The sequence below is a fragment of the Mesorhizobium sp. P2_E9 genome (assembly GCF_056403815.1).
On sequence record NZ_JBFUET010000009.1, the window covers coordinates 335,495 to 359,012 of the forward strand.

At 63.9% G+C, this 23,518-nt stretch carries 22 protein-coding genes; 13 read left to right on the forward strand and 9 right to left on the reverse strand.

Annotated elements, in window-relative coordinates:
* Positions 1 to 16: 16 nt before the first annotated feature.
* From ftsY to AC1D05_RS18145, 7 genes are all read right to left on the reverse strand, one after another.
* Positions 17 to 1,954, reverse strand: coding sequence for a signal recognition particle-docking protein FtsY (gene ftsY / locus AC1D05_RS18115; protein ID WP_477442603.1), 1,938 nt, complete (start codon positions 1,952 to 1,954; stop codon positions 17 to 19).
* A gap of 12 nt (positions 1,955 to 1,966) precedes the next feature.
* Complete coding sequence (gene mtaB / locus AC1D05_RS18120) at positions 1,967 to 3,307, reverse strand: tRNA (N(6)-L-threonylcarbamoyladenosine(37)-C(2))-methylthiotransferase MtaB (RefSeq protein WP_477442605.1); 1,341 nt, start codon at positions 3,305 to 3,307, stop codon at positions 1,967 to 1,969.
* Positions 3,307 to 4,191 carry a diaminopimelate epimerase gene (gene dapF / locus AC1D05_RS18125; protein ID WP_477442607.1) on the reverse strand — a complete coding sequence of 295 codons (885 nt, stop codon included), beginning with the start codon at positions 4,189 to 4,191 and terminating at the stop codon, positions 3,307 to 3,309. The genes mtaB and dapF overlap by 1 nt, the downstream gene beginning before the upstream one ends.
* A gap of 73 nt (positions 4,192 to 4,264) precedes the next feature.
* A complete protein-coding gene (locus tag AC1D05_RS18130; protein WP_010912345.1) occupies positions 4,265 to 4,426 on the reverse strand; it encodes a DUF1328 family protein in 162 nt (53 codons plus the stop codon).
* Positions 4,427 to 4,627: 201 nt separating this feature from the next.
* A complete protein-coding gene (locus AC1D05_RS18135) occupies positions 4,628 to 4,924 on the reverse strand; it encodes a hypothetical protein (RefSeq protein WP_477442609.1) in 297 nt (98 codons plus the stop codon).
* A 37-nt stretch (positions 4,925 to 4,961) separates the two neighbouring features.
* The gene (locus AC1D05_RS18140; protein ID WP_477442611.1) at positions 4,962 to 5,195 is read right to left on the reverse strand and encodes a hypothetical protein; all 234 of its coding nucleotides are present in this window, start codon (positions 5,193 to 5,195) and stop codon (positions 4,962 to 4,964) included.
* A 71-nt stretch (positions 5,196 to 5,266) separates the two neighbouring features.
* Positions 5,267 to 6,286 (reverse strand): MBL fold metallo-hydrolase, encoded by a 1,020-nt coding sequence (locus tag AC1D05_RS18145; protein WP_477442613.1) that lies wholly within the window; start codon positions 6,284 to 6,286, stop codon positions 5,267 to 5,269.
* A gap of 279 nt (positions 6,287 to 6,565) precedes the next feature.
* Between AC1D05_RS18145 and AC1D05_RS18150 the strand changes: the two genes are divergently transcribed.
* From AC1D05_RS18150 to AC1D05_RS18210, 13 genes are all read left to right on the forward strand, one after another.
* The gene (locus AC1D05_RS18150; protein ID WP_172222184.1) at positions 6,566 to 7,105 is read left to right on the forward strand and encodes a protease inhibitor Inh/omp19 family protein; all 540 of its coding nucleotides are present in this window, start codon (positions 6,566 to 6,568) and stop codon (positions 7,103 to 7,105) included.
* A gap of 80 nt (positions 7,106 to 7,185) precedes the next feature.
* The gene (gene zapE / locus AC1D05_RS18155) at positions 7,186 to 8,391 is read left to right on the forward strand and encodes a cell division protein ZapE (protein ID WP_477442615.1); all 1,206 of its coding nucleotides are present in this window, start codon (positions 7,186 to 7,188) and stop codon (positions 8,389 to 8,391) included.
* A 352-nt stretch (positions 8,392 to 8,743) separates the two neighbouring features.
* The gene (mdh, locus tag AC1D05_RS18160; protein WP_477442617.1) at positions 8,744 to 9,712 is read left to right on the forward strand and encodes a malate dehydrogenase; all 969 of its coding nucleotides are present in this window, start codon (positions 8,744 to 8,746) and stop codon (positions 9,710 to 9,712) included.
* Between the two features lie 65 nt (positions 9,713 to 9,777).
* Positions 9,778 to 10,971, forward strand: a complete 1,194-nt coding sequence (gene sucC, locus AC1D05_RS18165; RefSeq protein WP_477442619.1) for an ADP-forming succinate--CoA ligase subunit beta — start codon at positions 9,778 to 9,780, stop codon at positions 10,969 to 10,971.
* Between the two features lie 4 nt (positions 10,972 to 10,975).
* Positions 10,976 to 11,347 (forward strand): cupin domain-containing protein, encoded by a 372-nt coding sequence (locus AC1D05_RS18170; RefSeq protein ID WP_477442621.1) that lies wholly within the window; start codon positions 10,976 to 10,978, stop codon positions 11,345 to 11,347.
* A 2-nt stretch (positions 11,348 to 11,349) separates the two neighbouring features.
* Positions 11,350 to 11,847: a DUF1579 family protein gene (locus AC1D05_RS18175; RefSeq protein WP_477442622.1), complete on the forward strand. Its 498-nt coding sequence runs from the start codon at positions 11,350 to 11,352 to the stop codon at positions 11,845 to 11,847.
* Positions 11,848 to 11,859: 12 nt separating this feature from the next.
* Positions 11,860 to 12,762 (forward strand): succinate--CoA ligase subunit alpha, encoded by a 903-nt coding sequence (sucD, locus tag AC1D05_RS18180; RefSeq protein ID WP_027042853.1) that lies wholly within the window; start codon positions 11,860 to 11,862, stop codon positions 12,760 to 12,762.
* Between the two features lie 136 nt (positions 12,763 to 12,898).
* Positions 12,899 to 15,886 carry a 2-oxoglutarate dehydrogenase E1 component gene (locus AC1D05_RS18185; protein ID WP_477442624.1) on the forward strand — a complete coding sequence of 996 codons (2,988 nt, stop codon included), beginning with the start codon at positions 12,899 to 12,901 and terminating at the stop codon, positions 15,884 to 15,886.
* A 30-nt stretch (positions 15,887 to 15,916) separates the two neighbouring features.
* Complete coding sequence (gene odhB, locus AC1D05_RS18190; RefSeq protein ID WP_477442626.1) at positions 15,917 to 17,200, forward strand: 2-oxoglutarate dehydrogenase complex dihydrolipoyllysine-residue succinyltransferase; 1,284 nt, start codon at positions 15,917 to 15,919, stop codon at positions 17,198 to 17,200.
* A 98-nt stretch (positions 17,201 to 17,298) separates the two neighbouring features.
* On the forward strand, positions 17,299 to 17,778 hold the full coding sequence (locus tag AC1D05_RS18195) for a hypothetical protein (protein WP_477442628.1): 480 nt from the start codon (positions 17,299 to 17,301) through the stop codon (positions 17,776 to 17,778).
* Entirely contained in the window at positions 17,775 to 18,530 is a 756-nt protein-coding gene (locus AC1D05_RS18200; RefSeq protein ID WP_477442630.1) for an SDR family oxidoreductase, read from the forward strand. The genes AC1D05_RS18195 and AC1D05_RS18200 overlap by 4 nt, the downstream gene beginning before the upstream one ends.
* 23 nt (positions 18,531 to 18,553) lie before the next feature.
* Positions 18,554 to 19,960 (forward strand): dihydrolipoyl dehydrogenase, encoded by a 1,407-nt coding sequence (gene lpdA, locus AC1D05_RS18205; RefSeq protein ID WP_477442632.1) that lies wholly within the window; start codon positions 18,554 to 18,556, stop codon positions 19,958 to 19,960.
* A gap of 684 nt (positions 19,961 to 20,644) precedes the next feature.
* Positions 20,645 to 21,127, forward strand: a complete 483-nt coding sequence (locus tag AC1D05_RS18210) for a DUF2867 domain-containing protein (protein WP_477442634.1) — start codon at positions 20,645 to 20,647, stop codon at positions 21,125 to 21,127.
* Here AC1D05_RS18210 and AC1D05_RS18215 read toward each other — a convergent pair.
* Together AC1D05_RS18215 and AC1D05_RS18220 are read right to left on the reverse strand one after the other, a co-directional pair.
* Positions 21,124 to 22,194: a TraB/GumN family protein gene (locus tag AC1D05_RS18215; RefSeq protein ID WP_477442635.1), complete on the reverse strand. Its 1,071-nt coding sequence runs from the start codon at positions 22,192 to 22,194 to the stop codon at positions 21,124 to 21,126. The two genes, AC1D05_RS18210 and AC1D05_RS18215, sit on opposite strands and share 4 nt — an antisense overlap.
* Positions 22,195 to 22,577: 383 nt before the next feature.
* Positions 22,578 to 23,516, reverse strand: a complete 939-nt coding sequence (locus AC1D05_RS18220) for a tyrosine recombinase XerC (protein WP_477442637.1) — start codon at positions 23,514 to 23,516, stop codon at positions 22,578 to 22,580.
* Positions 23,517 to 23,518 lie beyond the last annotated feature (2 nt).

Here is a 23,518-nt window from a genome sequence, read left to right on the forward strand (position 1 = left end):
CAAAGGGATCATGCCGTTACGCCACTCCAGCGATCGCCCTGGCGAATTCGCTTGCCGAGAAAGGCTCGAGGTCGTCGACCTGTTCGCCGACGCCGATGAAATAGACCGGCAGTTTGTGCTTTGCCGCGATTGCCACCAGAATACCGCCGCGCGCCGTGCCGTCCAGCTTGGTCATCACCAGGCCGTTGACGCCGGCGATGTTGCGGAAGATCTCGACCTGGTTGAGCGCGTTCTGGCCGGTGGTGGCGTCGACCGTCTGCAGCACGGTGTGCGGCGCTTCCGGGTCGAGCTTGCCGAGCACGCGAACGATCTTTTCCAGCTCCGCCATCAGCTCGGTCTTGTTCTGCAGCCGCCCGGCCGTGTCGATGATCAGCACGTCGGAGCCGGCCGCTTTTGCCCGTTCGAAGGCATCATAGGCGAGGCCGGCGGCATCGGCGCCGATCTTGGAGGCGATGACCGGCGATTTGGTGCGCTCGCCCCAGATCTTCAATTGCTCGATCGCGGCAGCGCGAAACGTGTCGCCGGCGGCGAGCATCACCGACAGGCCGCCATCGGTCAGCTTGGCCGCCAGCTTGCCGATGGTGGTGGTCTTGCCGGTGCCGTTGACGCCGACCACCAGGATGACATGCGGCTTGTGCGAGAGATCGAGCTCCAGCGGCCGGGCGACGGGGGTCAGCACCTTCTCCACCTCGGCCGCCATGACGGTGCGGACATCCGTATCGGAGACGTCCTTGCCGTAGCGGCTGGCGGCCAGCGCGTCGGTGATACGAAGCGCGGTTTCCATGCCGAGGTCGGCGCGGATCAGCACATCCTCGAGGTCCTGCAGCGTTTCCTCGTCCAGCTTGCGCTTGGTGAAGACGCCGGCAATGTTGCCGGTGAGTTCGCGCGACGAACGGGCAAGCCCGTCCCGCATGCGCTGGAACCAGGAGCGCCTCGGTGCCGGCTCCGGTGCTTTCACCGGCTCGGCCTTCTTCTCGACCTTTTTGGTGACGGTCACCTTGCCGGGTGCGGGCTTCGGCTCCGGCAGGGGTTGTGGGGCCGGTGGCGGGATGGGCTGCGGCTCGGGCGCGATCTCGGCAATGACGGGCTGCGGCGCGACCGGCGCGGGCTTTACCTCCCCCTCGATGGGGGAGGTCCCGAGCGCAGCCCGGGGGTGGGGGTGACTGGCGCCAGCGTCGGCGTCGTCACCCCACCCCGCCACTTCGTGGCGACCCTCCCCATCGAGGGGAGGGTGGGGCGTTGGCGCATCTTCCTTCTCCCCGTCACCATACGGGGAGAAGGTGCCGGCAGGCGGATGAGGGGCGGCGGTGGCCTCTGACGTTGGCTGCTCCGAAGGCGCGACCGGAACCTCGATCGGGGCGGCCGGCTCTGCAGGTGTCTCGGCAGGCGTCGGCACCTCGACGGGAGCAGGCTCAGGCTGCGGTTCCGGGCGCGACGGTTCGATCTCCGGCTCGACCGGTGCCGGTGGCACTTCTTGCGGCGGCGGCTCGGGAACAGACTCCGGAGCAGCGGGCGGCGTAGGAACTTCCTCCGGCACCGGTGGCTCGGCAGGTGTCTCAGGTTCGGGCTCTTCTACAGGAGCAGGCTCAGGCAGCGGTTCCGGTTCGGACGGAACGATCGGCTCCGGCTGAGTCGGAATGGTTGGAGCGGGCTCGGGTGCTGGCTCTTCATGTGCCGGCTGAGGCGCAGGCTTTACCTCCCCCTCGATGGGGGAGGTCCCAAGCGAAGCTTGGGGGTGGGGGTGACTGGCGCTGGCGTCGGCGCCATCACCCCTCCCCGCCACTTCGTGGCGACCCTCCCCATCGAGGGGAGGGTGGGGCGCTGGCTCGGCCGCCGGCTTCAGCGCATCGAGCTGATCCCATTTGATCGGCGGCAGCGGCGCGGTCTCGTCGACGCGCTCCTCGACAATTTCTTTCTTGCCGAACGAAAATATCTTCTTGAAAAAACCAGCCATGCTTTGCGTTTCTCAGGCGGCGCGTGCGGCAAGCCGGGCTGCGATCAGCCTGATACCATCGTGGCCAGTAATTGTCGCTTCGACGATCTCGCCCGGCGTGCCGGTGCCGAGTGTGGCAAGCGTGAAGCCTTCGGTGCGGCCAAGCCCGTCGCGTTCGATCAGGATCGATTGACGGGTGCCGGGCAGCGAGGACAGGTGGCGCCGATATGCACCTTCACCGGCGGCGCGCAAGCGCGCGGCGCGTTGCTTGACCACTTCGCGGCGCAGCTGCGGCATGCGCGCGGCGGGTGTGCCCTCGCGCGGGCTGAACGGGAAGACGTGAAGATGGGTCAGGCCGCATTCCTCGACGATCTTCTCCGAATTCTCGAACATGGCCTCGGTCTCGGTCGGGAAGCCGGCGATGATGTCGGCACCAAAAACGATGCCGGGACGCAATTTGCGCACGTCCTCGCAGAAGCGGATCGACTGGTCACGCAGATGGCGGCGTTTCATGCGTTTCAGGATCATGTCGTCGCCCGATTGCAACGACAGATGCAGATGCGGCATCAGCCTGGGCTCGGTGGCGATGGCGTCGAGCAAATCGTCGTCGGCCTCGATCGAATCGATGGAGGACAGGCGCAGACGCTTCACGTCGGGCACCTGTTTCAGAATGGTCTTCACCAGTCTGCCGAGCTTGGGCGCCCCTGGCAGGTCGGCGCCGAAGCTGGTCATGTCGACACCGGTCAGCACGATCTCGGCATAGCCGTTGCCGGCGAGCCGTTTGACCTGCTCGACCACGGCGCCCATCGGCACCGAGCGGGAATTGCCGCGGCCGTAGGGGATGATGCAGAAGGTGCAGCGGTGGTCGCAGCCATTCTGCACCTGGACGAAGGCACGCGCGCGGCCCTCGATGGCGTCGACCATATGGCCGGCGGTCTCGCGCACCGAGAAAATGTCGTTGACGCGCGCCTTTTCCGTGTCGTTGACGCCGAAATCCGGCAGCGCGCGATACGAATGCGCCTTCAGCTTCTCCTCATTGCCAAGCACGAGGTCGACCTCGTCCATGGCGGCGAATTTTTCTGGCTCGGTCTGGGCGGCGCAGCCGGTGACGATGATGCGCGCTTGCGGGTTGTCGCGGCGCGCCTTGCGGATCGCCTGTTTGGCCTGGCGCACCGCCTCGCCGGTGACGGCGCAGGTGTTGAAGATCACGGCGCCGCCTTCCAGCGCGCCGAGACCGGCGGTTTCGGCCTCGCGCCGCATCACTTCGGATTCATAGGTGTTCAGCCTGCAGCCGAAAGTCACCACATCAATGCGGCTGGGGGCCACGGAAAGGGAGCCGTCGAAGTCCGGGCTCTTGGATAGAGCAGCCGACATCAGGCCGCGCTTTCGGTGTCGCGGGCCCAAATGCCGGTCGAGGGATCAAAACTGCCTGAAAATTCCCATTCGGCGGCCCCAGTCAGGATGACGTGGTCGTCGTCGCGCCATTCGACATGCAGCGTGCCGCCGCCCGGGGTCAGCAGGTTGACGCTGCGACCGGTCCGCCTGGTGCGGGCCGCGGCCACCACCGATGCGCAAGCCGCCGAGCCGCAGGCCTTGGTCAGGCCGGCGCCGCGTTCCCAGGTGCGGATGATCATGGTTTCAGGCGACGTCACCTGCGCGATGGTGATGTTGGCGCGCTCGGGGAAGATCGGGTGGTTTTCGAGCAGCGGGCCGAAGCGTTCGAGCTCATAGGACCAGACGTCGCGGTCGACCCAGAAGATGGCGTGTGGATTGCCCATCGAGACAGCGGAGGGCGAATGCAGCACCGGCGCATCGATCGGACCGATCTGCAATTCGATCATGCGGGTGTCGCGGAATTCTTCCGCCAGCGGAATCTCCTGCCAGCCGAAATGCGGCATGCCCATGTCGACCGAGATCGAGCCATCGGCATGTTCCCTGGCGTTAAGAATGCCGGCGCGCGTCTCGAAGGTGAAGGTCTTCTGGCCGGTCTCGGCGGCGAGCGCCTGGACGACGCAACGCATGCCGTTGCCGCAGGCCTGCGCGCTGGTGCCGTCGGAATTCAGGATATCGACATAATAGGCGGTGCCCGGTGTCTTCGCATCATGGATCGCCATGATCTGGTCGAAGCGGGTCGCGGCATCGGCGTTCAGCGCAAGCGCCGCCGCCGCCGTCACCTGATCGGCACGGCCGCGCATGTCGGCAACGATGATCTCGTTGCCGATGCCGTTCATCTTGGCGAAAGGGGCAGTGCTTGCCATAGCTCCGCGAAATTCCATGTCCGTTTGGCGCTATATGGCGGAAACGGGCGGGAATTACCAGTCTGCAGGCGTTTTACGTGACGGCGAAAATGCCGAGCACCACCAGCAGGAAGATGACCAGAACGATGCCGATGAGGATGCGGGCGCCGGTGGCGGCCGCACCCGCCAGCGCCGGCATGCCGAGCAGGCTCGCCGCGGCGGCGACGATGAGCAGAATGATGATCCATTTGATCATGGCAATGCCTCGCAAACCGACAGATTTTAAAGACCGCACGAAAACGCGGCTGTCGCGCTTGGGTTCCGTGGGCTGCGAGGCTATGTCCGTGGCAGGACCTAAAGCGCGTCGCGTTGAAACGGATTCATGCGACGCGCTTTGGGTCGTTCTTTTTATGCATGTCGTTCTCCCAAAACCGAGGTCACTTCTGGGCGACATGCATTAGCCGGCGATCTCGATGTCGGTGCTGAACGGTGCCGTCTTGGTCGAATTCTGGTCATGCATGAGGAAGTTGCACTTGTATTTCCCGGCCGGCAGGCCATCGAGGGACAGGTCGAGCTTGAAGAAGAGTTCGCGGTTGTGCGAGCGGGAAGCGATCTGGACGCTGCCGATCTTTTCGAACGTGCCCAAAGCTTCGTCCGTGTCCGAAAGCACGGTGAGGTCGACGGAAAGCGCGATCTGGCTGTTGCCGAGGCCGTCCGAGCCGTAACCATAGCCGACAGGCTCCATGTAGAGCACGACCTTCTCGCCTGGCTTATAAATGTGATTGGGGCGTTCACCTGGAGATGCCGAAACCGCCGGCCGAGTCGACCTGTTTGACGTTCTGCACGGCAAGCGGCATCGCTTGCCACAAGGCCTCCTCCGCGCCGCGGAATTTCTCCAGCGCCCCGGCGCCATCGCCGGCTTGCAGCGCCTTTTCGGCCTCGGCGGCGCGATCGGTGATTTCACCCGCGAAAGCCGCCGGTGCCGAAATTGCCAGCGCCATCAGAGCTGCAACGATCGATTTCATCCGAAGTCCCCCTTTTTGCTGGCCGGACCATCGGCGAAAATGACGGTGCCGTAAATGGCCAATGCAAGATCTCAGCCTTGTTCGACCTCCGGTACCTTCCAGACCTCGCCGGGCCGCAAGGCGCGAAAATGCTCCTGCGGCAGGCCCTCGACCTCAAGCGCCTCGGCCAGTTTGCGGACCGGCTCGTCCATGGGTTCGTCGGTGAGCTGAAAAGTGCCCCAGTGGCAGCCGGCGGCGAAGGCGGCATTGCACAGCTTCATGCCTTGCACCGCCTCCTCCGGGTTCTGGTGCTGCGGCGCCATGAACCAGCGCGGCTCGTAGGCGCCGATCGGCAGGATGGCGAAGCGGAAGCCGCCATGCTTCTGCGCCATCAGCCGGTAGTTGATGCCGTCGTGGAAGCCGGTATCGCCGGCGAAATAGATCTTTCCTCCCGGCGTCTCGATGACGAAGCCGGCCCACAGCGCCATGCGGCGGTCGCGGGCGCCGCGCGCCGACCAGTGATGCGCCGGCTCGGTGTGGACGAAAATGCCATTGCCGATCTCAATCCTGTCGCCCCAGTCATGTGCCGACAGCCGCATATCGGGAACCGCCTCGCCGATCAGGACATCGTTGCCGAGCGGCGTCACCACCAGCGGATCGTGGTTTTCCTTCAGCCGCTTCAACGTGGCGAGGTCGAGATGGTCGTAGTGGTTGTGGCTGACCAGCACGAGGTCGATCGGCGGCAGATCGTCAAAGGCGATTCCCGACGGATTGATGCGCTTGGGTCCGGCGAAGGAAAACGGCGAGGTGCGTTGCGACCAGACGGGATCGGTGAGGATGTTCAGCCCGGCCGTCTGGATCAGCAAGGTCGAATGGCCGACCATGGTGACGGTCAGATCGGAACCTTCGACCCGCGCGGCTGGCTTTGCCTGCGGAAAGGGGCTCGGGCTGGTCGCCGGCCATTTCGCGCGCTGGCCGTTGAACTGCCATTTCAGCAGATCGGTGAAGCGGCCGGGCATCTGGCCGCCGGGATTGAAAAACAAAGTGCCATCAAAATGGTCGCTGGGCGGACCGCTGTAATAGCGGTTGGCGGCTTTCTTTCCTGCGGCCAAGGTCTGCGCTCCAGCGGTTTCGGCTCCTTGACATAGGTCGTTCGCGGGTTGGCGCAAGCGCTGGCGGCCAAATGGCGAAGACGGGGAATTCATCGGTTGAGCTCTCGGAGGCTGAGCAGCGAGCAGCAGGACCCATCCTGATTGCGATAAATTTGCAACAATTCTTGCCGCAAACCCTATTTTAACCATATCAGGTTGAAATTTCGCCACCTTCTCCATCTTGGTGGAGGTGAGATTGCGCGGACGGCATCCCCCCAGCCGGATCCGACGGAGGTTGGAATGAATTTTTCGAAAAGCGGCCTTGTGGCCGTATCGCTGGCTGCGCTCGTTGCGAGTGGCTGCTCGACCACACGCTTCTCGTCGATGGACGACCAGCAACCCGCGCCGCTGCCTGCGGCTCCGGCCGGCCAAGTGAGTTCCAACCAGCTGCCGCCGCCGGCCTCGCCCGGCACCACCGACCCGTCGCAATTCCCGACCGCACCGGCAAACACGCAGGTTGCGTCCTTGCCGCCGGACGGCTCGGCGCCCGCCGGTGCCTCGGATCTCAGCGCGGCAGCGGTCGCCGGCGTCTGGAACGCCAGCGTTTCCGGCCAGAGCTGCAAGATCGCGACGCCGCAGACCAAGTTCGGTGCCGGCTTCCGCGCCGGGCCGCTGCATTGCCCAGCCCCGATCGACGGCATCAAGTCGTGGAACGTCGCTGGCAAGCAACTGACGCTTTATGATGAGAATGGCGGCTCGCTGGCGCGGCTCTATTCCTCGGGCGGCTCGAAATTCGATGGCCAGACTTCCAGCGGTCAGCCGATTTCGCTTACAAGATAAGCCCGACTTCCCGGTGCATGCGCCCAAAACCCGCCCCGGTTTTGGGTCAACGACATGCATAAGAACAAACGACGTGACCGATGCATCTGCGTGACGGCCTCCAGACCCATGCGACCGTCAGGCAGCGCTACCACCATCTGGTGGACACCGGCGCGATCGAGCGCGATCCGGCGCAGGAACGCATCGCCGCCGCGCTCGACCGGCTGACATCGGAAATCTCGGCAAAACGGCTGGCGCACAAATCCAGTGCGCTGGGCTGGCTGTTCGCCCGCAAGCGCGAGACGCGGGACCTCGTCAGGGGTCTCTACATCCATGGCGGCGTCGGCCGCGGCAAGACCATGCTGATGGACATGTTCTTCGAGCTGCTGCCGGTCCGGCGCAAGCGCCGCGTCCATTTCAACGACTTCATGGCCGACGTGCAGGACCGCATCCAGAAGCACCGGCAGGCGCGCAAGAATGGTGACGCCAAAGAAGACGATCCGATCCCGCCTGTGGCAAAGGCCCTGGCCGAGCAGGCCTGGGTGCTGTGCTTCGACGAATTCTCGGTCACCGACATCGCTGACGCGATGATCCTGTCGCGGCTGTTTTCGGCGTTGTTCACCAATGGCGTTGTGCTTGTTGCCACCTCGAACGTGGCGCCGGAAGATCTCTATCGCGACGGGCTGAACCGCCAGCTGTTCCTGCCGTTCATCAGCATATTGGAACGGCACGCGCAGGTGCTGTCGCTCGACAGCGACAAGGATTACCGGCTGGAAAAGCTCGCCCGCACGCCGGTCTATGTCATGCCGGCGGACGCGGCAGCCGACCGGGCGCTCGATGAGGCCTGGCGGACGATGACGCGCGGCGCGCCGACAGAAGCGACATCGCTGACGCTGAAGGGCCGGCAAGTCGTCGTGCCGGCCGCGGCCGGCGACACGGCGCGGTTTTCCTTCGCCGATCTCTGCGAAAAGCCGCACGGCGCACGGGATTTCCTGGCCATTGCCGGGCGCTTCTCGACCGTCTTCATCGATCACATCCCCGTGCTGGGCGAAGGCAAGCGCAACGAGGCCAAGCGCTTCATCCTGTTGATCGACACGCTTTACGATCATCACGTGCGGCTGGTGGTGAGTGCCCAGGCGCCACCGCAAGAGCTTTATGTGGCCAAGCGCGGCGTCGAGGTGTTCGAGTTCGAACGTACGGCCTCGCGGCTGATCGAGATGCAGAGCCGCGATTGGCTGGAAGACTGGGCAGAGCGGCGCAAGGCGAAGGCGAAGGCGACGCCGGATGTCCAGCAGGCGCAGGCGTAAAGATAATCCCTGGAAAGGCCGCGCTGTGCCGCCGGCGCCTACAGGTCGAACACATTCCCGGCGGCCCGCATCACAAGGGCGTCATCGCCTCTTCAAGCCTTCTGATTGCCACCCTAGTTGTATATTCTCTGGCAAGCCGGCTTACAAACTTTGACGTTTACGTAAATCCCAAACCATCTAACCGATTGAAAATGCTCACCCCAAAATAATCGTTTGAATTTATCTTGCACCGGGGCTATTGGGTGCGGCGAAATCTCGCGGGTTTCCGCTGCATTCCGGCCTCTTCCTCGATGCCGTCATCAAGTCGTCAAAGATTTGGGCGCAGTCACAGACAAAGGGAAAACATCCTCACATGGCACGCAACAAGATAGCGCTTATCGGCTCGGGCATGATCGGCGGCACGCTCGCCCACATGATCGGCCTCAAGGACCTCGGCGACGTGGTGCTGTTTGATATTGCCGAGGGCATTCCGCAAGGCAAGGGGCTCGATATCGCGCAGTCGTCGCCGGTCGATGGTTTCGATTCCCGGCTGACCGGCGTCAACGACTATGCCGGCATCGAGGGTGCCGACGTCTGCATCGTCACCGCCGGCGTGCCGCGCAAGCCGGGCATGAGCCGCGACGACCTGCTCGGCATCAACCTCAAGGTCATGGAACAGGTCGGCGCCGGTCTGAAGAAGTATGCACCGAAGGCCTTCGTCATCTGCATCACCAACCCGCTCGACGCCATGGTCTGGGCGCTGCAGAAGTTTTCCGGCCTGCCCAAGACCCATGTCGTCGGCATGGCCGGCGTGCTCGACAGCGCGCGCTTCCGCTATTTCCTGGCCGAGGAATTCAAGGTCTCGGTCGAGGACGTCACCGCCTTCGTGCTCGGCGGCCACGGCGATTCCATGGTGCCGATGATCCGCTATTCGACGGTGTCGGGCATTCCGCTGCCCGATCTCGTCAAGATGGGCTGGACCTCGAAGGAGAAGCTCGACCAGATCGTGCAGCGCACCCGTGATGGCGGCGCCGAGATCGTCGGCTTGCTCAAGACCGGCTCGGCCTATTACGCGCCGGCCGCCTCGGCGATCCAGATGGCCGAAGCCTACCTCAAGGACAAGAAGCGCGTGCTGCCTTGCGCGGCGTTCCTCTCCGGCCAGTATGGCGTCAAGGGCACCTATGTCGGCGTGCCCGTGGTGATTGGCGCCGGCGGTGTCGAGCGCATCATCGAGATCGACCTCAACAAGACCGAGCAGAAGATGTTCGACAGTTCGGTGGCGACCGTGCAGGGCCTGACCGAGGCCTGCGTCAAGATCGCACCGCAGCTCGCCTCGAAGTGAATCCCGCCAAAACGTCAATCCCGGCAAACGGCAATCCTGGCAAAAAGACTTGGAGATAGTTCCCAATGAACATCCATGAATATCAAGGCAAGGCGCTGCTGAAGAGCTTTGGCGCGCCGGTGGCCGAAGGCGTGCCGGTGTTCAAGGCAAGCGAGGCCGAAGCCGCCGCCAAGGCACTGCCCGGCCCGCTCTATGTGGTGAAGAGCCAGATCCATGCCGGCGGCCGCGGCAAGGGCAAATTCACTGAGCTCGGCCCCGACGCCAAGGGCGGTGTGCGATTGGCGAAGTCTGTCGCCGACGTCGTCGCCAATGCCAACGAAATGCTCGGCCACACGCTGGTGACCAAGCAGACTGGCCCGGCCGGCAAGCAGGTCAACCGCCTCTACATCGAGGACGGCGCCGACATCGAGCGCGAGCTCTATCTGTCGATCCTGGTCGATCGTTCCGTTGGCCGCGTTGCCTTCGTCGTCTCGACGGAAGGCGGCATGGACATCGAGGCGGTGGCGCATGACACGCCGGAAAAGATCATCACCGTCGCCATCGATCCGGAAAAGGGCGTGACATCGGCCGATCTGAAGGCGCTCAACGGCGCGCTGAAGCTCGACGGCGACGCGGCCAAGGACGGCGATACGCTGTTCCCGATCCTCTACAAGGCCTTCGTCGAGAAGGATATGAGCCTGCTCGAGGTCAATCCGCTGATCGTCATGAAGAACGGCCGGCTGCGCGTGCTCGACGCCAAGGTGTCGTTCGACAACAACGCGCTGTTTCGCCACCCCGACGTGCTCGAACTGCGCGACACCACCGAAGAGGACGAGAAGGAAATCGAGGCGTCGAAATACGACCTCGCCTATGTCGCGCTCGACGGCAATATCGGCTGCATGGTCAATGGCGCCGGCCTTGCCATGGCGACGATGGACATCATCAAGCTCTATGGTGCCGAGCCCGCCAACTTCCTCGACGTCGGCGGCGGTGCGTCCAAGGAGAAAGTGACGGCGGCGTTCAAGATCATCACCAAGGACCCGGCGGTCAAAGGCATACTGATCAACATCTTCGGCGGCATCATGAAGTGCGACATCATCGCCGAGGGCGTGATCGCCGCGGTCAAGGAAGTCGGGCTCGAGGTGCCGCTGGTGGTGCGCCTCGAAGGCACCAATGCCGAGCTCGGCAAGAAGATCATCAACGACAGCGGCCTCAACGTCGTGTCGGCGGACGATCTCGACGACGCAGCCAAGAAGATCGTGGCGGCGGTGAAGGGCTGAGCCTGTGCCTCCGCGCAAGATAAACCTCGTCGAGGCGGCGGACGCGAAGATCAAGAAGGTCTTCGACCCGCATATCGCCGGCGACGTCAACGACAGCCAGGCGAAGGTCGCCAAGTTCGGCGAGGCCTTCGACTGGCATGCGCATGATCATGAGGACGAAGCCTTCCTGGTGCTTCGTGGGCGTATCGCCATCGATTTCCGCGATGGTCCGGTCGAGCTCGGCGAGGGCGACTTCATCGTCGTGCCGCGCGGCGTCGAGCACCGGCCGCGCTCGCTGACCGCCGAGCCCGTGGTGCTGATGTTCGAACCGGCGACGACGCTCAACACCGGCAACGCCAAGAGCGACCTCACCGTCACCGACCTGAAGCGGCTCTGACCATGAACGCTGCATCCTTCTCTTCGCTCTCGCCCGATCACCAGCGCTTGCAGGCGCTGGTCGGTGCGTGGCGCGGCGAGGAAGAGGTGGCGGACACACAATGGGCCGATGGCGGCACGGCGACTTCCGAAGTGCTGGCAGAGGCACAGTTCGGCGGTCTGTTCGTGGTGCGGCGCTATCGCCAGCGCCGCGACGGCACGATTTCCTTCGGCGCGCACAGCGTGTTCGGCTTCGACCAACTGAACAGTCTCGTCACCATGCACCAGTTCGATTCGATGGGCTTTGTGCCGGTTGCGCCGGCCATGGGCAACTGGAACGGCAACGAGCTTAATCTGGAGCGGTCGTCGCTGCGTGGCTCGGCGCGGGTGACGTATATTTTTGACGACGCCGACATCTACCGCATGCGACTGCATTTCAAACCTGCCGGCAGCGATGCCTGGCAAGACATGGTGAGCGGCGTCTACAAGCGCGTCTCGCCTTCCTCGATCAACGGTTTTTAGAAAAGGGCTCCGATGTCCATTCTCGTCGACAAGAACACCAAGGTGCTGGTGCAGGGCCTGACCGGCAAGACCGGCACGTTCCACACCGAACAGGCGCTGGCCTATCACGGCACCAAGATGGTGGGCGGCATCCACCCCAAGAAGGGCGGCGAGACCTGGACCGGGTCGAAGGGCGAGAGCCTGCCGATCTTCGCCACCGTCGCCGAGGGCAAGGAAAAGACCGGCGCCAACGCGTCCGTCGTCTACGTGCCGCCAGCGGGCGCCGCCGAAGCGATCCTGGAAGCGATCGAGGCGGAAATCCCGCTGATCATCTGCATCACCGAAGGCATTCCGGTGATGGACATGATCAAGGTCAAGGCGCGGCTCGACCGCTCGACCTCACGGCTGATCGGCCCGAACTGCCCGGGCGTGCTCACCCCCAACGAATGCAAGATCGGCATCATGCCCGGAAACATCTTCCGCAAGGGTTCGGTCGGCGTTGTTTCGCGCTCGGGAACGCTTACCTATGAGGCAGTGTTCCAAACCACCAATGTCGGCCTCGGCCAGACCACCGCCGTCGGCATTGGCGGCGACCCCGTCAAGGGCACCGAGTTCATCGACGTGCTCGAGATGTTCCTCGCCGATGACGAGACCAAGTCGATCATCATGATCGGCGAGATCGGCGGTTCGGCCGAGGAAGACGCCGCGCAGTTCCTCAAGGACGAAGCCAAGCGTGGCCGCAAGAAGCCGATGGCCGGCTTCATCGCCGGGCGCACCGCACCGGCCGGCCGCACCATGGGCCATGCGGGCGCGGTCATCTCCGGCGGCAAGGGCGGCGCTGAGGACAAGATCGCTGCGATGGAATCGGCCGGGATAAAAGTTTCGCCGTCGCCGGCGCGGCTGGGCACGACCTTGGTTGAGGCCATCAAGGGCTGAACCGCGCGCTGATTGTTGGAATGAGAGCCAACGACGGTTCGTTGGCTCTGAGGGGACAAGAAGGGCGGGTGAACCGCCCACTATCGCGGCCCTGCCGCAAACGCAAGGAGACGGAGCCAGGCTCCGCTGAAACGACATGGCAAGACAAGATCAGGCCAACGACCAATTCTCGCTCACCTCTTTCCTCTATGGCGGCAACGCCGACTACATCGACGCGCTTTATGCGTCCTATGAGGATGATCCGGAGTCGGTCAATCCGGAGTGGCAGGAATTCTTCGCCGGGCTGAAGGACGATGCCGGTGATGTGCGCAGGAACGCCAAGGGCGCTTCCTGGGCAAAACCCTCCTGGCCGCTGCAGGCCAATGGCGAGCTGGTGTCGGCGCTCGACGGCAATTGGGGCATCGTCGAGAAGCACCTGGAAAAGAAGGTCAAGGACAAGGCGGTCACCAACGGCGTCGTCCTGTCCGACGCCGACGTGCACCAGGCGACGCGCGATTCGGTGCGCGCCATCATGATGATCCGCGCCTACCGCATGCGCGGCCATTTGCACGCCAATCTCGATCCGCTCGGCATCGCCAAGCCGCTCGAGGACTACAACGAATTGTCACCGGAGAATTACGGTTTTACCGAAGCCGACTACGACCGGCCGATCTTCCTCGACAATGTGCTGGGGCTCGAATTCGGCTCCATCCGGCAGATGCTGGAGATCCTGACCCGCACCTACTGCTCGACGCTCGGCGTCGAGTTCATGCACATCTCCGATCCCGAGGAGAAGGCCTGGATCCAGGCGCGCATCGAAGGCGCCGACAAGGAGATTTCGTTCACCGCCACCGGCAAGAAGGCGATCCTCTCGAAGCTGGTCGAGGCGGAAGGTTTCGAGCAGTTCATCGACGTCAAGTACAAGGGCACCAAGCGCTTCGGCCTCGACGGCAGTGAAGCGCTGATCCCGGCACTGGAGCAGATCGTCAAGCGCGGCGGTCAGCTCGGCATGAAGGAGATCGTGCTCGGCATGGCGCATCGCGGCCGGCTGAACGTGCTTTCCCAGGTGATGGCCAAGCCGCACCGCGCCATCTTCCACGAGTTCAAGGGCGGCTCGGCCGCACCCGACGAGGTCGAAGGCTCGGGCGACGTGAAGTACCATCTCGGCGCCTCGTCGGACCGCGAGTTCGACGGCAACAAGGTGCATCTGTCGCTGACCGCCAACCCGTCGCATCTGGAAATCGTCGATCCGGTGGTGATGGGCAAGGCACGGGCCAAGCAGGACTATCTGTTCGGCCGCGGCCGCGAGGAGATCGTGCCGCTGGAAGAGCGGGCCAAGGTGCTGCCGCTGCTTCTGCATGGCGACGCCGCCTTCGCCGGCCAGGGCGTGATCGCCGAAATCCTCGGCCTGTCCGGCCTGCGCGGCCACCGCGTTGCCGGCACGCTGCACTTCATCATCAACAACCAGATCGGCTTCACCACCAATCCGCGCTTCTCGCGTTCTTCGCCCTATCCGTCAGATGTCGCCAAGATGATCGAGGCGCCGATCTTCCACGTCAATGGCGACGATCCGGAAGCCGTGGTGCATGCCACCAAGGTGGCGATCGAATTCCGCATGAAGTTCCACAAGCCGGTGGTCGTGGACATGTTCTGCTACCGCCGCTTCGGCCACAATGAGGGCGACGAACCGGCCTTCACCCAGCCAATCATGTACCGCAACATCCGCACCCATAAGACGACGGTGCAGATTTATGGCGAGCGGCTGATCGCCGAGGGCCACATCAGCCAGGCCGAGCTCGACCAGATGAAGGCCGACTGGCGCGCACACCTGGAATCAGAGTGGGAAGTCGGCCAGCACTACAAGCCCAACAAGGCCGACTGGCTTGACGGCGCCTGGTCGGGCCTGCGCACGGCCGACAACCAGGACGAACAGAGGCGCGGCAAGACCGCCGTGCCGGTCAAGACGCTGAAGGAAATCGGCAAGAAGCTGACCGAGGTGCCGAAGGGTTTCGAGGCGCACAAGACCATCATCCGCTTCCTTGAAAACCGCCGCGAGGCGATCGATTCCGGCGAAGGCATCGACTGGTCGACGGCCGAGGCGCTGGCCTTCGGCGCCATCCTGCTCGACGGCAATCCGATCCGCCTGTCAGGGCAGGATTCCGAACGCGGCACCTTCTCCCAGCGCCATTCCGTGCTCTACGACCAGCGCGATGAGACCCGCTACATCCCGCTCAACAATCTGTCGGCGGCGCAGGCCGGCTACGAAGTCATCAACTCGATGCTGTCGGAAGAGGCGGTACTGGGCTTCGAATATGGCTACAGCCTGGCCGAACCCAAGGCGCTGACCTTGTGGGAAGCGCAGTTCGGCGACTTCGCCAACGGCGCCCAGGTGGTGTTCGACCAGTTCATCTCGTCTGGCGAACGCAAGTGGCTCAGAATGTCGGGCCTCGTCTGCCTATTGCCGCATGGCTATGAAGGCCAGGGTCCGGAACATTCCTCGGCCCGGCTCGAGCGCTTCCTGCAGCTTTGCGCCGAAGACAATATGCAAGTGGCCAACTGCACGACGCCGGCCAACTACTTCCACATATTGCGCCGGCAGTTGAAGCGCGACTTCCGCAAGCCGCTGATCCTGATGACGCCGAAGTCGCTGCTGCGCCACAAGCGCGCGGTGTCGACGCTGCCGGAAATCTCGGGCGAAAGCTCGTTCCACCGGCTGCTGTGGGATGACGCCCAACTGCTCTCCGGCCAAGCGATCAAGCTGGTCAAGGATTCGAAGATCCGCCGCGTCGTGCTGTGCTCGGGCAAGGTCTATTACGACCTCTATGAAGAGCGCGAGAAGCGCGGCATCAACGACATCTACCTGCTGCGCGTCGAACAGCTCTACCCATTCCCGGCCAAGGCGCTGATCACCGAACTGTCGCGTTTCCGCAACGCCGAGATGGTGTGGTGCCAGGAGGAGCCCAAGAACATGGGCGCCTGGTCGTTCATCGACCCATATCTGGAATGGGTGCTGGCGCATATCGACGCCAAGCATCAGCGGGTGCGCTACACCGGCCGTCCCGCTGCCGCCTCGCCGGCGACCGGCTTGATGTCCAAGCACCTTGCCCAGCTCGCCGCCTTGCTCGAAGACGCGCTCGGCGAATAACAGAACACGACAAGAAAACGGACAGGCACAATGGCTACCGAAATCCGCGTTCCCACTCTCGGCGAATCCGTCAGCGAGGCGACCATCGGCAAATGGTTCAAGAAGGTCGGCGATGCCATTGCCGTCGACGAGCCCTTGGTTGAACTCGAAACCGACAAGGTGACGGTGGAGGTGCCTGCCGCCGCTGCCGGCACGCTGGGCGAAATCGTCGCCAAGGAAGGCGAGACGGTCGCTGTCGGTGCTTTGCTGGGCTCGATTTCCGCCGGTGGCGCTGCTGCCCCGGCGACCAAGCCACAAGCGGTGTCGCAGGCCTCCTCGCCGGATGCGGCCTCCACCACCAAGCAGGCCGCGGCCGAGACCGCCAAGATTGCCGGCGATGCCGGCGCGGTCGAGCCGCGCAGCATGCCACCGGCGCCAGCGGCGGCGAAACTGATCGCCGAGAACAATCTCGCGGTCGACCAGCTCTCGGGTTCCGGCAAGCGCGGCCAGGTGCTGAAGGGCGACGTGCTCGACGCCATCTCCAAGGGTGCGCCCTCGCAGCCGGCCGAGACGCCCAAGGCTGCGCCGGCACCTGCACCGATTGCCGTGCGGGCGCCATCCTCCGGTGACGATGCCTCGCGCGAAGAGCGCGTGCGCATGACCAAGCTACGCCAGACCATTGCGCGCCGGCTGAAGGAAGCGCAGTCGACCGCCGCCATGCTGACCACCTTCAACGAGGTCGACATGTCAGCGGTGATGGCGCTCAGGACCAAGTACAAGGACGTGTTCGAGAAGAAGCACGGCGTGAAGCTCGGCTTCATGGGCTTCTTCACCAAGGCCGTCACCCATGCCTTGAAGGAAATCCCCTCGGTCAACGCCGAGATCGACGGCACCGACATCATCTTCAAGAACTATGCTCATATCGGCGTCGCTGTCGGCACCGAGAAGGGCCTCGTCGTGCCGGTCGTGCGCGACGCCGACCAGATGTCGATCGCCGAAATCGAGAAGGACATCGGCCGGCTGGGCATCGCCGCGCGTGACGGCAAGCTGTCGGTCGCCGACATGCAGGGCGGTACGTTCACGATTTCCAACGGTGGCGTCTATGGCTCGCTGATGTCGACGCCGATCCTCAACGCGCCGCAGTCGGGCATTCTGGGCATGCACAAGATCCAGGACCGGCCCGTCGTGGTCGGCGGCCAGATCGTCATCCGGCCGATGATGTATCTGGCGCTGAGCTACGATCACCGCATCGTCGACGGCAAGGAAGCCGTGACCTTCCTGGTGCGCGTCAAGGAAAGCCTTGAGGATCCGGAACGGCTGGTGCTCGATCTCTAGGGGTTGGTGCTGAGCCGGAGTTTACACTGCAAGCCGGAGGAAGGGATCTGCGCAGCAGGATGACGACTCGTCCCCTTAACCTTCCAAGGAGCGTTCTGATGTCGACCATCGCGGGCGGTATCGTGCTGGCCGCAGCCAACGCGTATGCCGCCTGCCCGATCGAACTCGCCGTCTATGGTGATACCCAAAGCGGCAGCGAGATCGAGTTTACGCCGACCGGCGCATCGGCTGTTGTCACCAACAGCTTTCGCACGATCCTCGACAACAATGTGGTGCTGAACGGCATTGTGATGTGGAGCTCGGGTGAAGCGCGGCCGAACGGCTCCTTGATGTACAAATGCCCTGAGGGCGACGTCACCGGCGGCGAACTTGCCGCCTGCACGCTGTGGAACGGGGTGATTTATGCGTCGGATGACAAGGGCGCGATCGGGCTGTTGCCGGCGCAAGGCGTCGATGCGCCGAAGACGCTGATCATGCCCGACCTTGGGCCGTCATTGCGGCATTCACTGGCCTATGGCGGCGGCGGATTTTCGAAAGTGCCGTCGGATGTGTTTACGCTGAAGGGATGCCAGGAATGAGCGAGGCGCAAAAGGTGCTGCTGGTCACCGGTGGCAGTCGCGGCATTGGCGCCGCCGTCTGCCGGCTCGGGGCAAAGGCCGGCTATCGCCTGGCAATCAACTATGCCTCGAACCAGGCTGCCGCCGACGCGCTGGTCGGCGACATCAAGGCCGCTGGCGGCGATGCTTTTGCGGTCAAGGGCGATGTCGGCAGCGAGGCCGATATCCTGGCCATCTTCGAGGCGGTGGATCGCATTTGTGGCCGGCTCGACGCTTTCGTCAACAATGCCGGTATTGTCGATGCCAAGGCGCGGGTCGACGAGATGAGCGCGGCACGGCTCGAACGCATGATGCGCATCAATGTCGTCGGGTCCATTCTCTGCGCCCGCGAAGCGGTCAAGCGCATGTCGACCCGTCACGGTGGGTCGGGCGGATCGATCGTCAACCTTTCCTCGGCCGCGGCGGTGCTGGGCGCGCCGGACAATTACGTCGACTATGCCGCGTCCAAGGGCGCCATCGACACGTTCACCATCGGGCTTGCCCGCGAGGTGGCGCTGGAAGGCATTCGCGTCAACGCGGTGCGGCCGGGCATTATCGACACCGATATCCACGCCTCCGGCGGGCAGCCGGACCGGGTGGCGCTGATCCAGGACACGCTGCCGATGAAAAGGGCGGGCACCGCGGATGAAGTCGCCGCCGCGGTCCTCTATCTTCTATCCGACGCCGCGTCCTATACGACGGGCGCTATCCTGAATGTCAGCGGCGGCCGCTGAGCGCCAAACAAAGGGAAAGAAACATGGCTTATGACGTCGTTATCATCGGATCGGGACCCGGCGGCTATGTCTGCGCCATCAAGGCGGCGCAGCTTGGGCTGAAGGTTGCGGTGGTCGAAAAGAACGCGACCTTCGGCGGCACCTGCCTCAACATCGGCTGCATCCCGTCGAAGGCGCTGCTTTACGCGTCCGAGATGTTCGCCGAAGCCGGCCATTCCTTCGACACGCTCGGCGTCGAGATCGCGGCACCCAAGCTGAACCTCAAGAAGATGATGGCGCACAAGGATGCGACGGTGTCGTCCAACGTCAACGGCGTCGCCTTCCTGTTCAAGAAGAACAAGATCGACAGTTTTCGTGGCACCGGCAAGGTGCTTGCGCCCGGCAAGGTGTCGGTGACCGGCGAAGACGGCAAGGTCGAGGAGATCGAGACCAAGAACATCGTCATCGCCACCGGTTCCGATGTCGCTGGCATTCCCGGCGTCAAGGTCGATATCGACGAGAAGGTCATCGTGTCGTCGACCGGCGCGCTGTCGCTGGACAAGGTTCCAGGCCACCTTGTGGTGGTCGGCGGCGGCGTCATCGGGCTCGAACTCGGCTCGGTCTGGGCGCGGCTCGGCGCCAAGGTCACCGTCGTCGAGTTCCTCGACACCATCCTTGGCGGCATGGATGGCGAGGTCTCAAAACAGTTCCAGCGGCTGCTCTCCAAGCAAGGTTTCGAGTTCAAGCTCGGCGCCAAGGTCACCGGCGTGGCCAAGGCCAAGAAGGGCGCCAGCGTCACCTTCGAGCCGGTGAAAGGCGGTGCGGCTGAAACCATCGCTGCCGATGTCGTGCTGATCGCCACCGGGCGCCGCGCCTTCTCCGACACGCTCGGGCTGAAAGAAGCCGGCGTCGAGGTCGACGAGCGCGGCCGGGTCAAGACCGACGCGCATCTCAAGACCAATGTGCCGGGCATCTATGCCATCGGCGACGTCATCGCCGGGCCGATGCTGGCGCACAAGGCCGAAGACGAGGGCGTCGCGGTGGCCGAAACCATCGCCGGCCAGGCCGGCCATGTGAACTATGACGTCATTCCGAGCGTCGTCTACACCAGCCCGGAAATCGCCTCGGTCGGCAAGACCGAGGAAGAGCTGAAGAAGGCCGGCATCGACTACAAGGTCGGCAAATTCCCGTTCAGCGCCAATGGCCGGGCACGCGCCATGCTGCACACGGACGGCTTCGTGAAGATCCTCGCCGATAAGGCGAGCGACCGGGTGCTCGGCGTGCACATTGTCGGCTTCGGCGCCGGCGAGATGATCCACGAGGCGGCGGTGCTGATGGAGTTCGGCGGCTCGTCGGAAGATCTCGCCCGCACCACCCACGCGCATCCGACAATGTCGGAAGCGGTGAAGGAAGCGGCGCTGGCGACCTTCTTCAAGCCGATCCACATCTGAGGCCTTTTATAAAGGCCTCTTCACCGTCGTTGCAAACAAAACGGCCCGCTTTTCAGCGGGCCGTTCGTATTTGATGTCGCGCCGATCAGTTGGCCGGTGCAGGCGCCGGAGCGGGTGCCGGAGCAGGCGCTGGTGCCGGAGCGGGCGCAGGCGCGGGTGCTGGGGCAGGAGCTGGTTCGGCTGGCTTCATCGGTTCTGCCGGCGCGGGCGCCGGGGCCGGTGTGCTGGCCGCTGGCGGCTCGGCGGGTGCCGGATGCTCGCCGCTTCTGCCGAAAACGTAATACGCGACAATCGCCAGGATAACGACGACCAGCGCAATCAGCCAAGGGCTGCCGCCACCGCCGCTTGGCCTGGGAGTGTCGTTTGATGGATTCGCCATAAAAGTGTCCTCCGTGGATGAAAATGATCAATCAACAGCCATCAACGCGCAACCGTTGAATGGGTTTCACGCTAGCGAAGGAAACCGCCGGAAACGCGGCGTTTTGCTCCCCCCGATGCCATCCGACTCAATTGACGGCGATGACAGTATAGCCGGCTTTGCGGAAATCCTCGACCAGTCCCTCGGGACCGGGAAGGTGGCCCTTCCGCCAGCTTGATTTCGAGTGCTTCGCCGGGCGGCGGCGTTTCGCCACGCAGCGAGCCGAGCCCACCGATGCTATCGTTGGTTGTGAGGGAGTTGCCGGTATGACACCCACTGCACAGACTTTTCCCGATCCCGAGAGCGCTCTTGCCGGCGCTCAGTTCGCCGACCGATACGTGCTGACAACCGATGGTCTTGCCCTGACCGCCATTGGCGCGGCCGAACGTGTCCTGGGGCGGTCACCGCGATGGGTCGGCCGGCTTACGCAGTTGCGCAATCTCGCCGTGAGGCCATTTGGGCTGAAACCGGGGGCGGAACCGGACGCGCCGCCGGAAAGCAAGATCGGCATCTTTCCGCTCATCAGCCAGACACAAGGCAGGGTCGTCCTTGGTCTGGACGACCGGCATCTCGATTTCCGCCTCCTGGTGGAGGTGGACGACCTTGGCGCGGGCCGGCAGGAGGTGGCTGTGTCGACGATCGTGAAGACACACAATCTGCTTGGGCGGACGTATCTCGCCATCATCATGCCGTTTCACCGCATCATCGCTCCGGCGATGTTGGCTCAGGTCTTGATCAATAGAGGTTAAAGCCCCACTGCCGTGACAGTGTAGCCGGCCTTGCGGAAATCCTCGACCAGTCCCTGCGGACCGGGAAGGTGCAGGGCGCCGACCGCCATGAAGGCGTTGCCCTTGGCCAGGATCGGCTCGGCATGATCGACCATCACCTTGTTGCGGCTGGTGATCATGGTTTCCTCGAAGGCGGCATAGCCGGCGGGATCGTTCTGCTCGTCCGGCATGGCGGCGCGGACCAGCGGCCAGAACATACCGGTGTCGCCGCGCTGATAGAGGATGATCATCGTCTCGTTGATGTCGTTGACCTTGTCGCCCAGCTTCAGCGTGTCGACCAAGCCCTTCATGTGAAAGGCGAGCGGCAGCGAGGCCATGGCGCGCAACTGGCTCTCGGCCGTTTCCAGACCTTCCACCGACTTGCCGGCGGCCTTGGCACTCTCGGCCAGCTTGACGTCGAGCACCGGCGCCCCGCCGGACTGGCGGGCGAGTTCGCAAGCCGGCAGCGCCATCATGGCGGACAGCATCCACGGCTTCATCTTGGCGACCGTTGCCGGCGGGATGCCGCGTGCGTCGAGCGCGGCATTCATCGCCGCTGCTTCGTCCGGCGTCAGCAAGGACGACAGCGTCGTGGAGTCGGTGAACATCATCAGGTCCGGCTCTTTCAGCATCGCCGTCATCATCTTCTGCTTGTCGAGCACATCGGTGGTTTCGATGATGAGGGTGCCGGCGGCGTCAAAAGCCTTCTGTGCTTGCGGCGTCAGCGTGGTGACGCGGGGGTCGGTCATGTGCATGGTGCCGAACAAATAGGATGGCTGTTCGCCTGATTTTTCCAGCTTCCACAGCAGGCCCTTGCCGTTCAGCGTGGCGGCGGCTTCCGCCTCGATCTTGCTGTAGGTGGCGGGGCTGCTCGTCTGCAGGGCCGACAGCATGTCGGCGCCGCTGCAGGTCGGGACTTCCGCATGCGCCCTGCCGGCCGCGAACAAAAGGACGGCAAGGAAAGACAGGAAAAACAGCACGTTGAGCGCAACAAGCAGCTTCAGCGACAGGGAAGCTGCACGGTCGGCGATGGCGATGACGCGTTTCATGATCCTATTCCTAGGACCGAAAAGCGGCAAAACGGTTAATTGGGGGTACGAAATTGTCTTCGACCGGCTATCGTCGTTAGCTACCGTTGATGAGCCTCATGCCCAGCGACTGGCGGGAACGCCAATTTTTCGTCATCCACGGGCGGAGCAAGGAGCGTAGCGACGCGGCGCAGACCCGAGGATCCATGCCGGGACTCTGGAACGCCGCATCGGTGCAGAATTTCGCTCCGTTGCACTCCATGGCAAGGTCACGGAATGGTTCCCAGGGTCTCCGCGACGGAGCTTCGCTCCTGCTTCGCCCTAGGATGACGAAGTTGGGAAGGCTACGGCTAATCGCGAATGTTTTTAGTAGGCCACCGAAACTGTGAGGCGCTGCCGGGCGATCACGCTCTCGGATGCGCCGATTCGTAGATTTCCAGCAGCCTCGCGGTGTCGACGCCGGTGTAGATCTGCGTCGTCGACAGGCTGGCGTGGCCGAGCAGTTCCTGGATGGTGCGCAGATCGCCGCCACGGCCAAGCAGATGGGTGGCGAAGGAATGGCGCAGCGCGTGCGGCGTCGCGGTGTCCGGCAGGTTGAGCGCCGAGCGCAGTTTGGCCATGTCGCGCTGGATGATGGCCGGGTTGAGCGGGCCGCCGCGGGCGCCGCGAAACAGCAGGCCTTTCGGATCGAGATGGTAGGGGCAGAGCCGGCGGTATGCGGCGATTGCCCTGAGCGCCACCGGCAGTACCGGCACCAGCCGCGTCTTGCCGCCCTTGCCGGTGACGCGCAGCACGGTGTCGGCCTCCGACGCCAGATCGGCGCCGGCGAGGCCGAGCGCCTCGGAAATGCGCAGGCCGGAGCCGTAAAGCAGCGTCAGCACGGCAGCATTGCGGGCGGCGATCCAAGGTTCCTCGGCCAATTGGCCCTCGATGGAGACGACGTGCTTGGCATCGCTCGCCGTCAGCGGTTTCGGCAGCGATTTCGGCTGGCGCGGCGCGCGAAGTGCTGCGGCACCAGCCGCATTGGCGAGACCTCGCCGTTCGAGGAAACGCAGCAGCGAGCGGATGCCGGCCAGCCCACGGCCGAGCGTGCGCGCACCGGCGCCACTGTTGCGGCGCGCGGCGAGAAAGCCGCGCAGATCGGCCGGGCGCAGATTGGCGATATCCGAAATGCCGGGCGAGCCGCCACAATGGCCGGTGAGGAAATGCAGGAACTGGCGCGTATCGCGCTCATAGGCTTCCACTGTCTCGGGTGACAGGCGACGTTCCCGCGCCAGCATCTTCAGCCAGCTTTCGCGCGCCGCCTGGAGATCGGGTTTCGCCGGGATGAGGAATTCCTGCATGG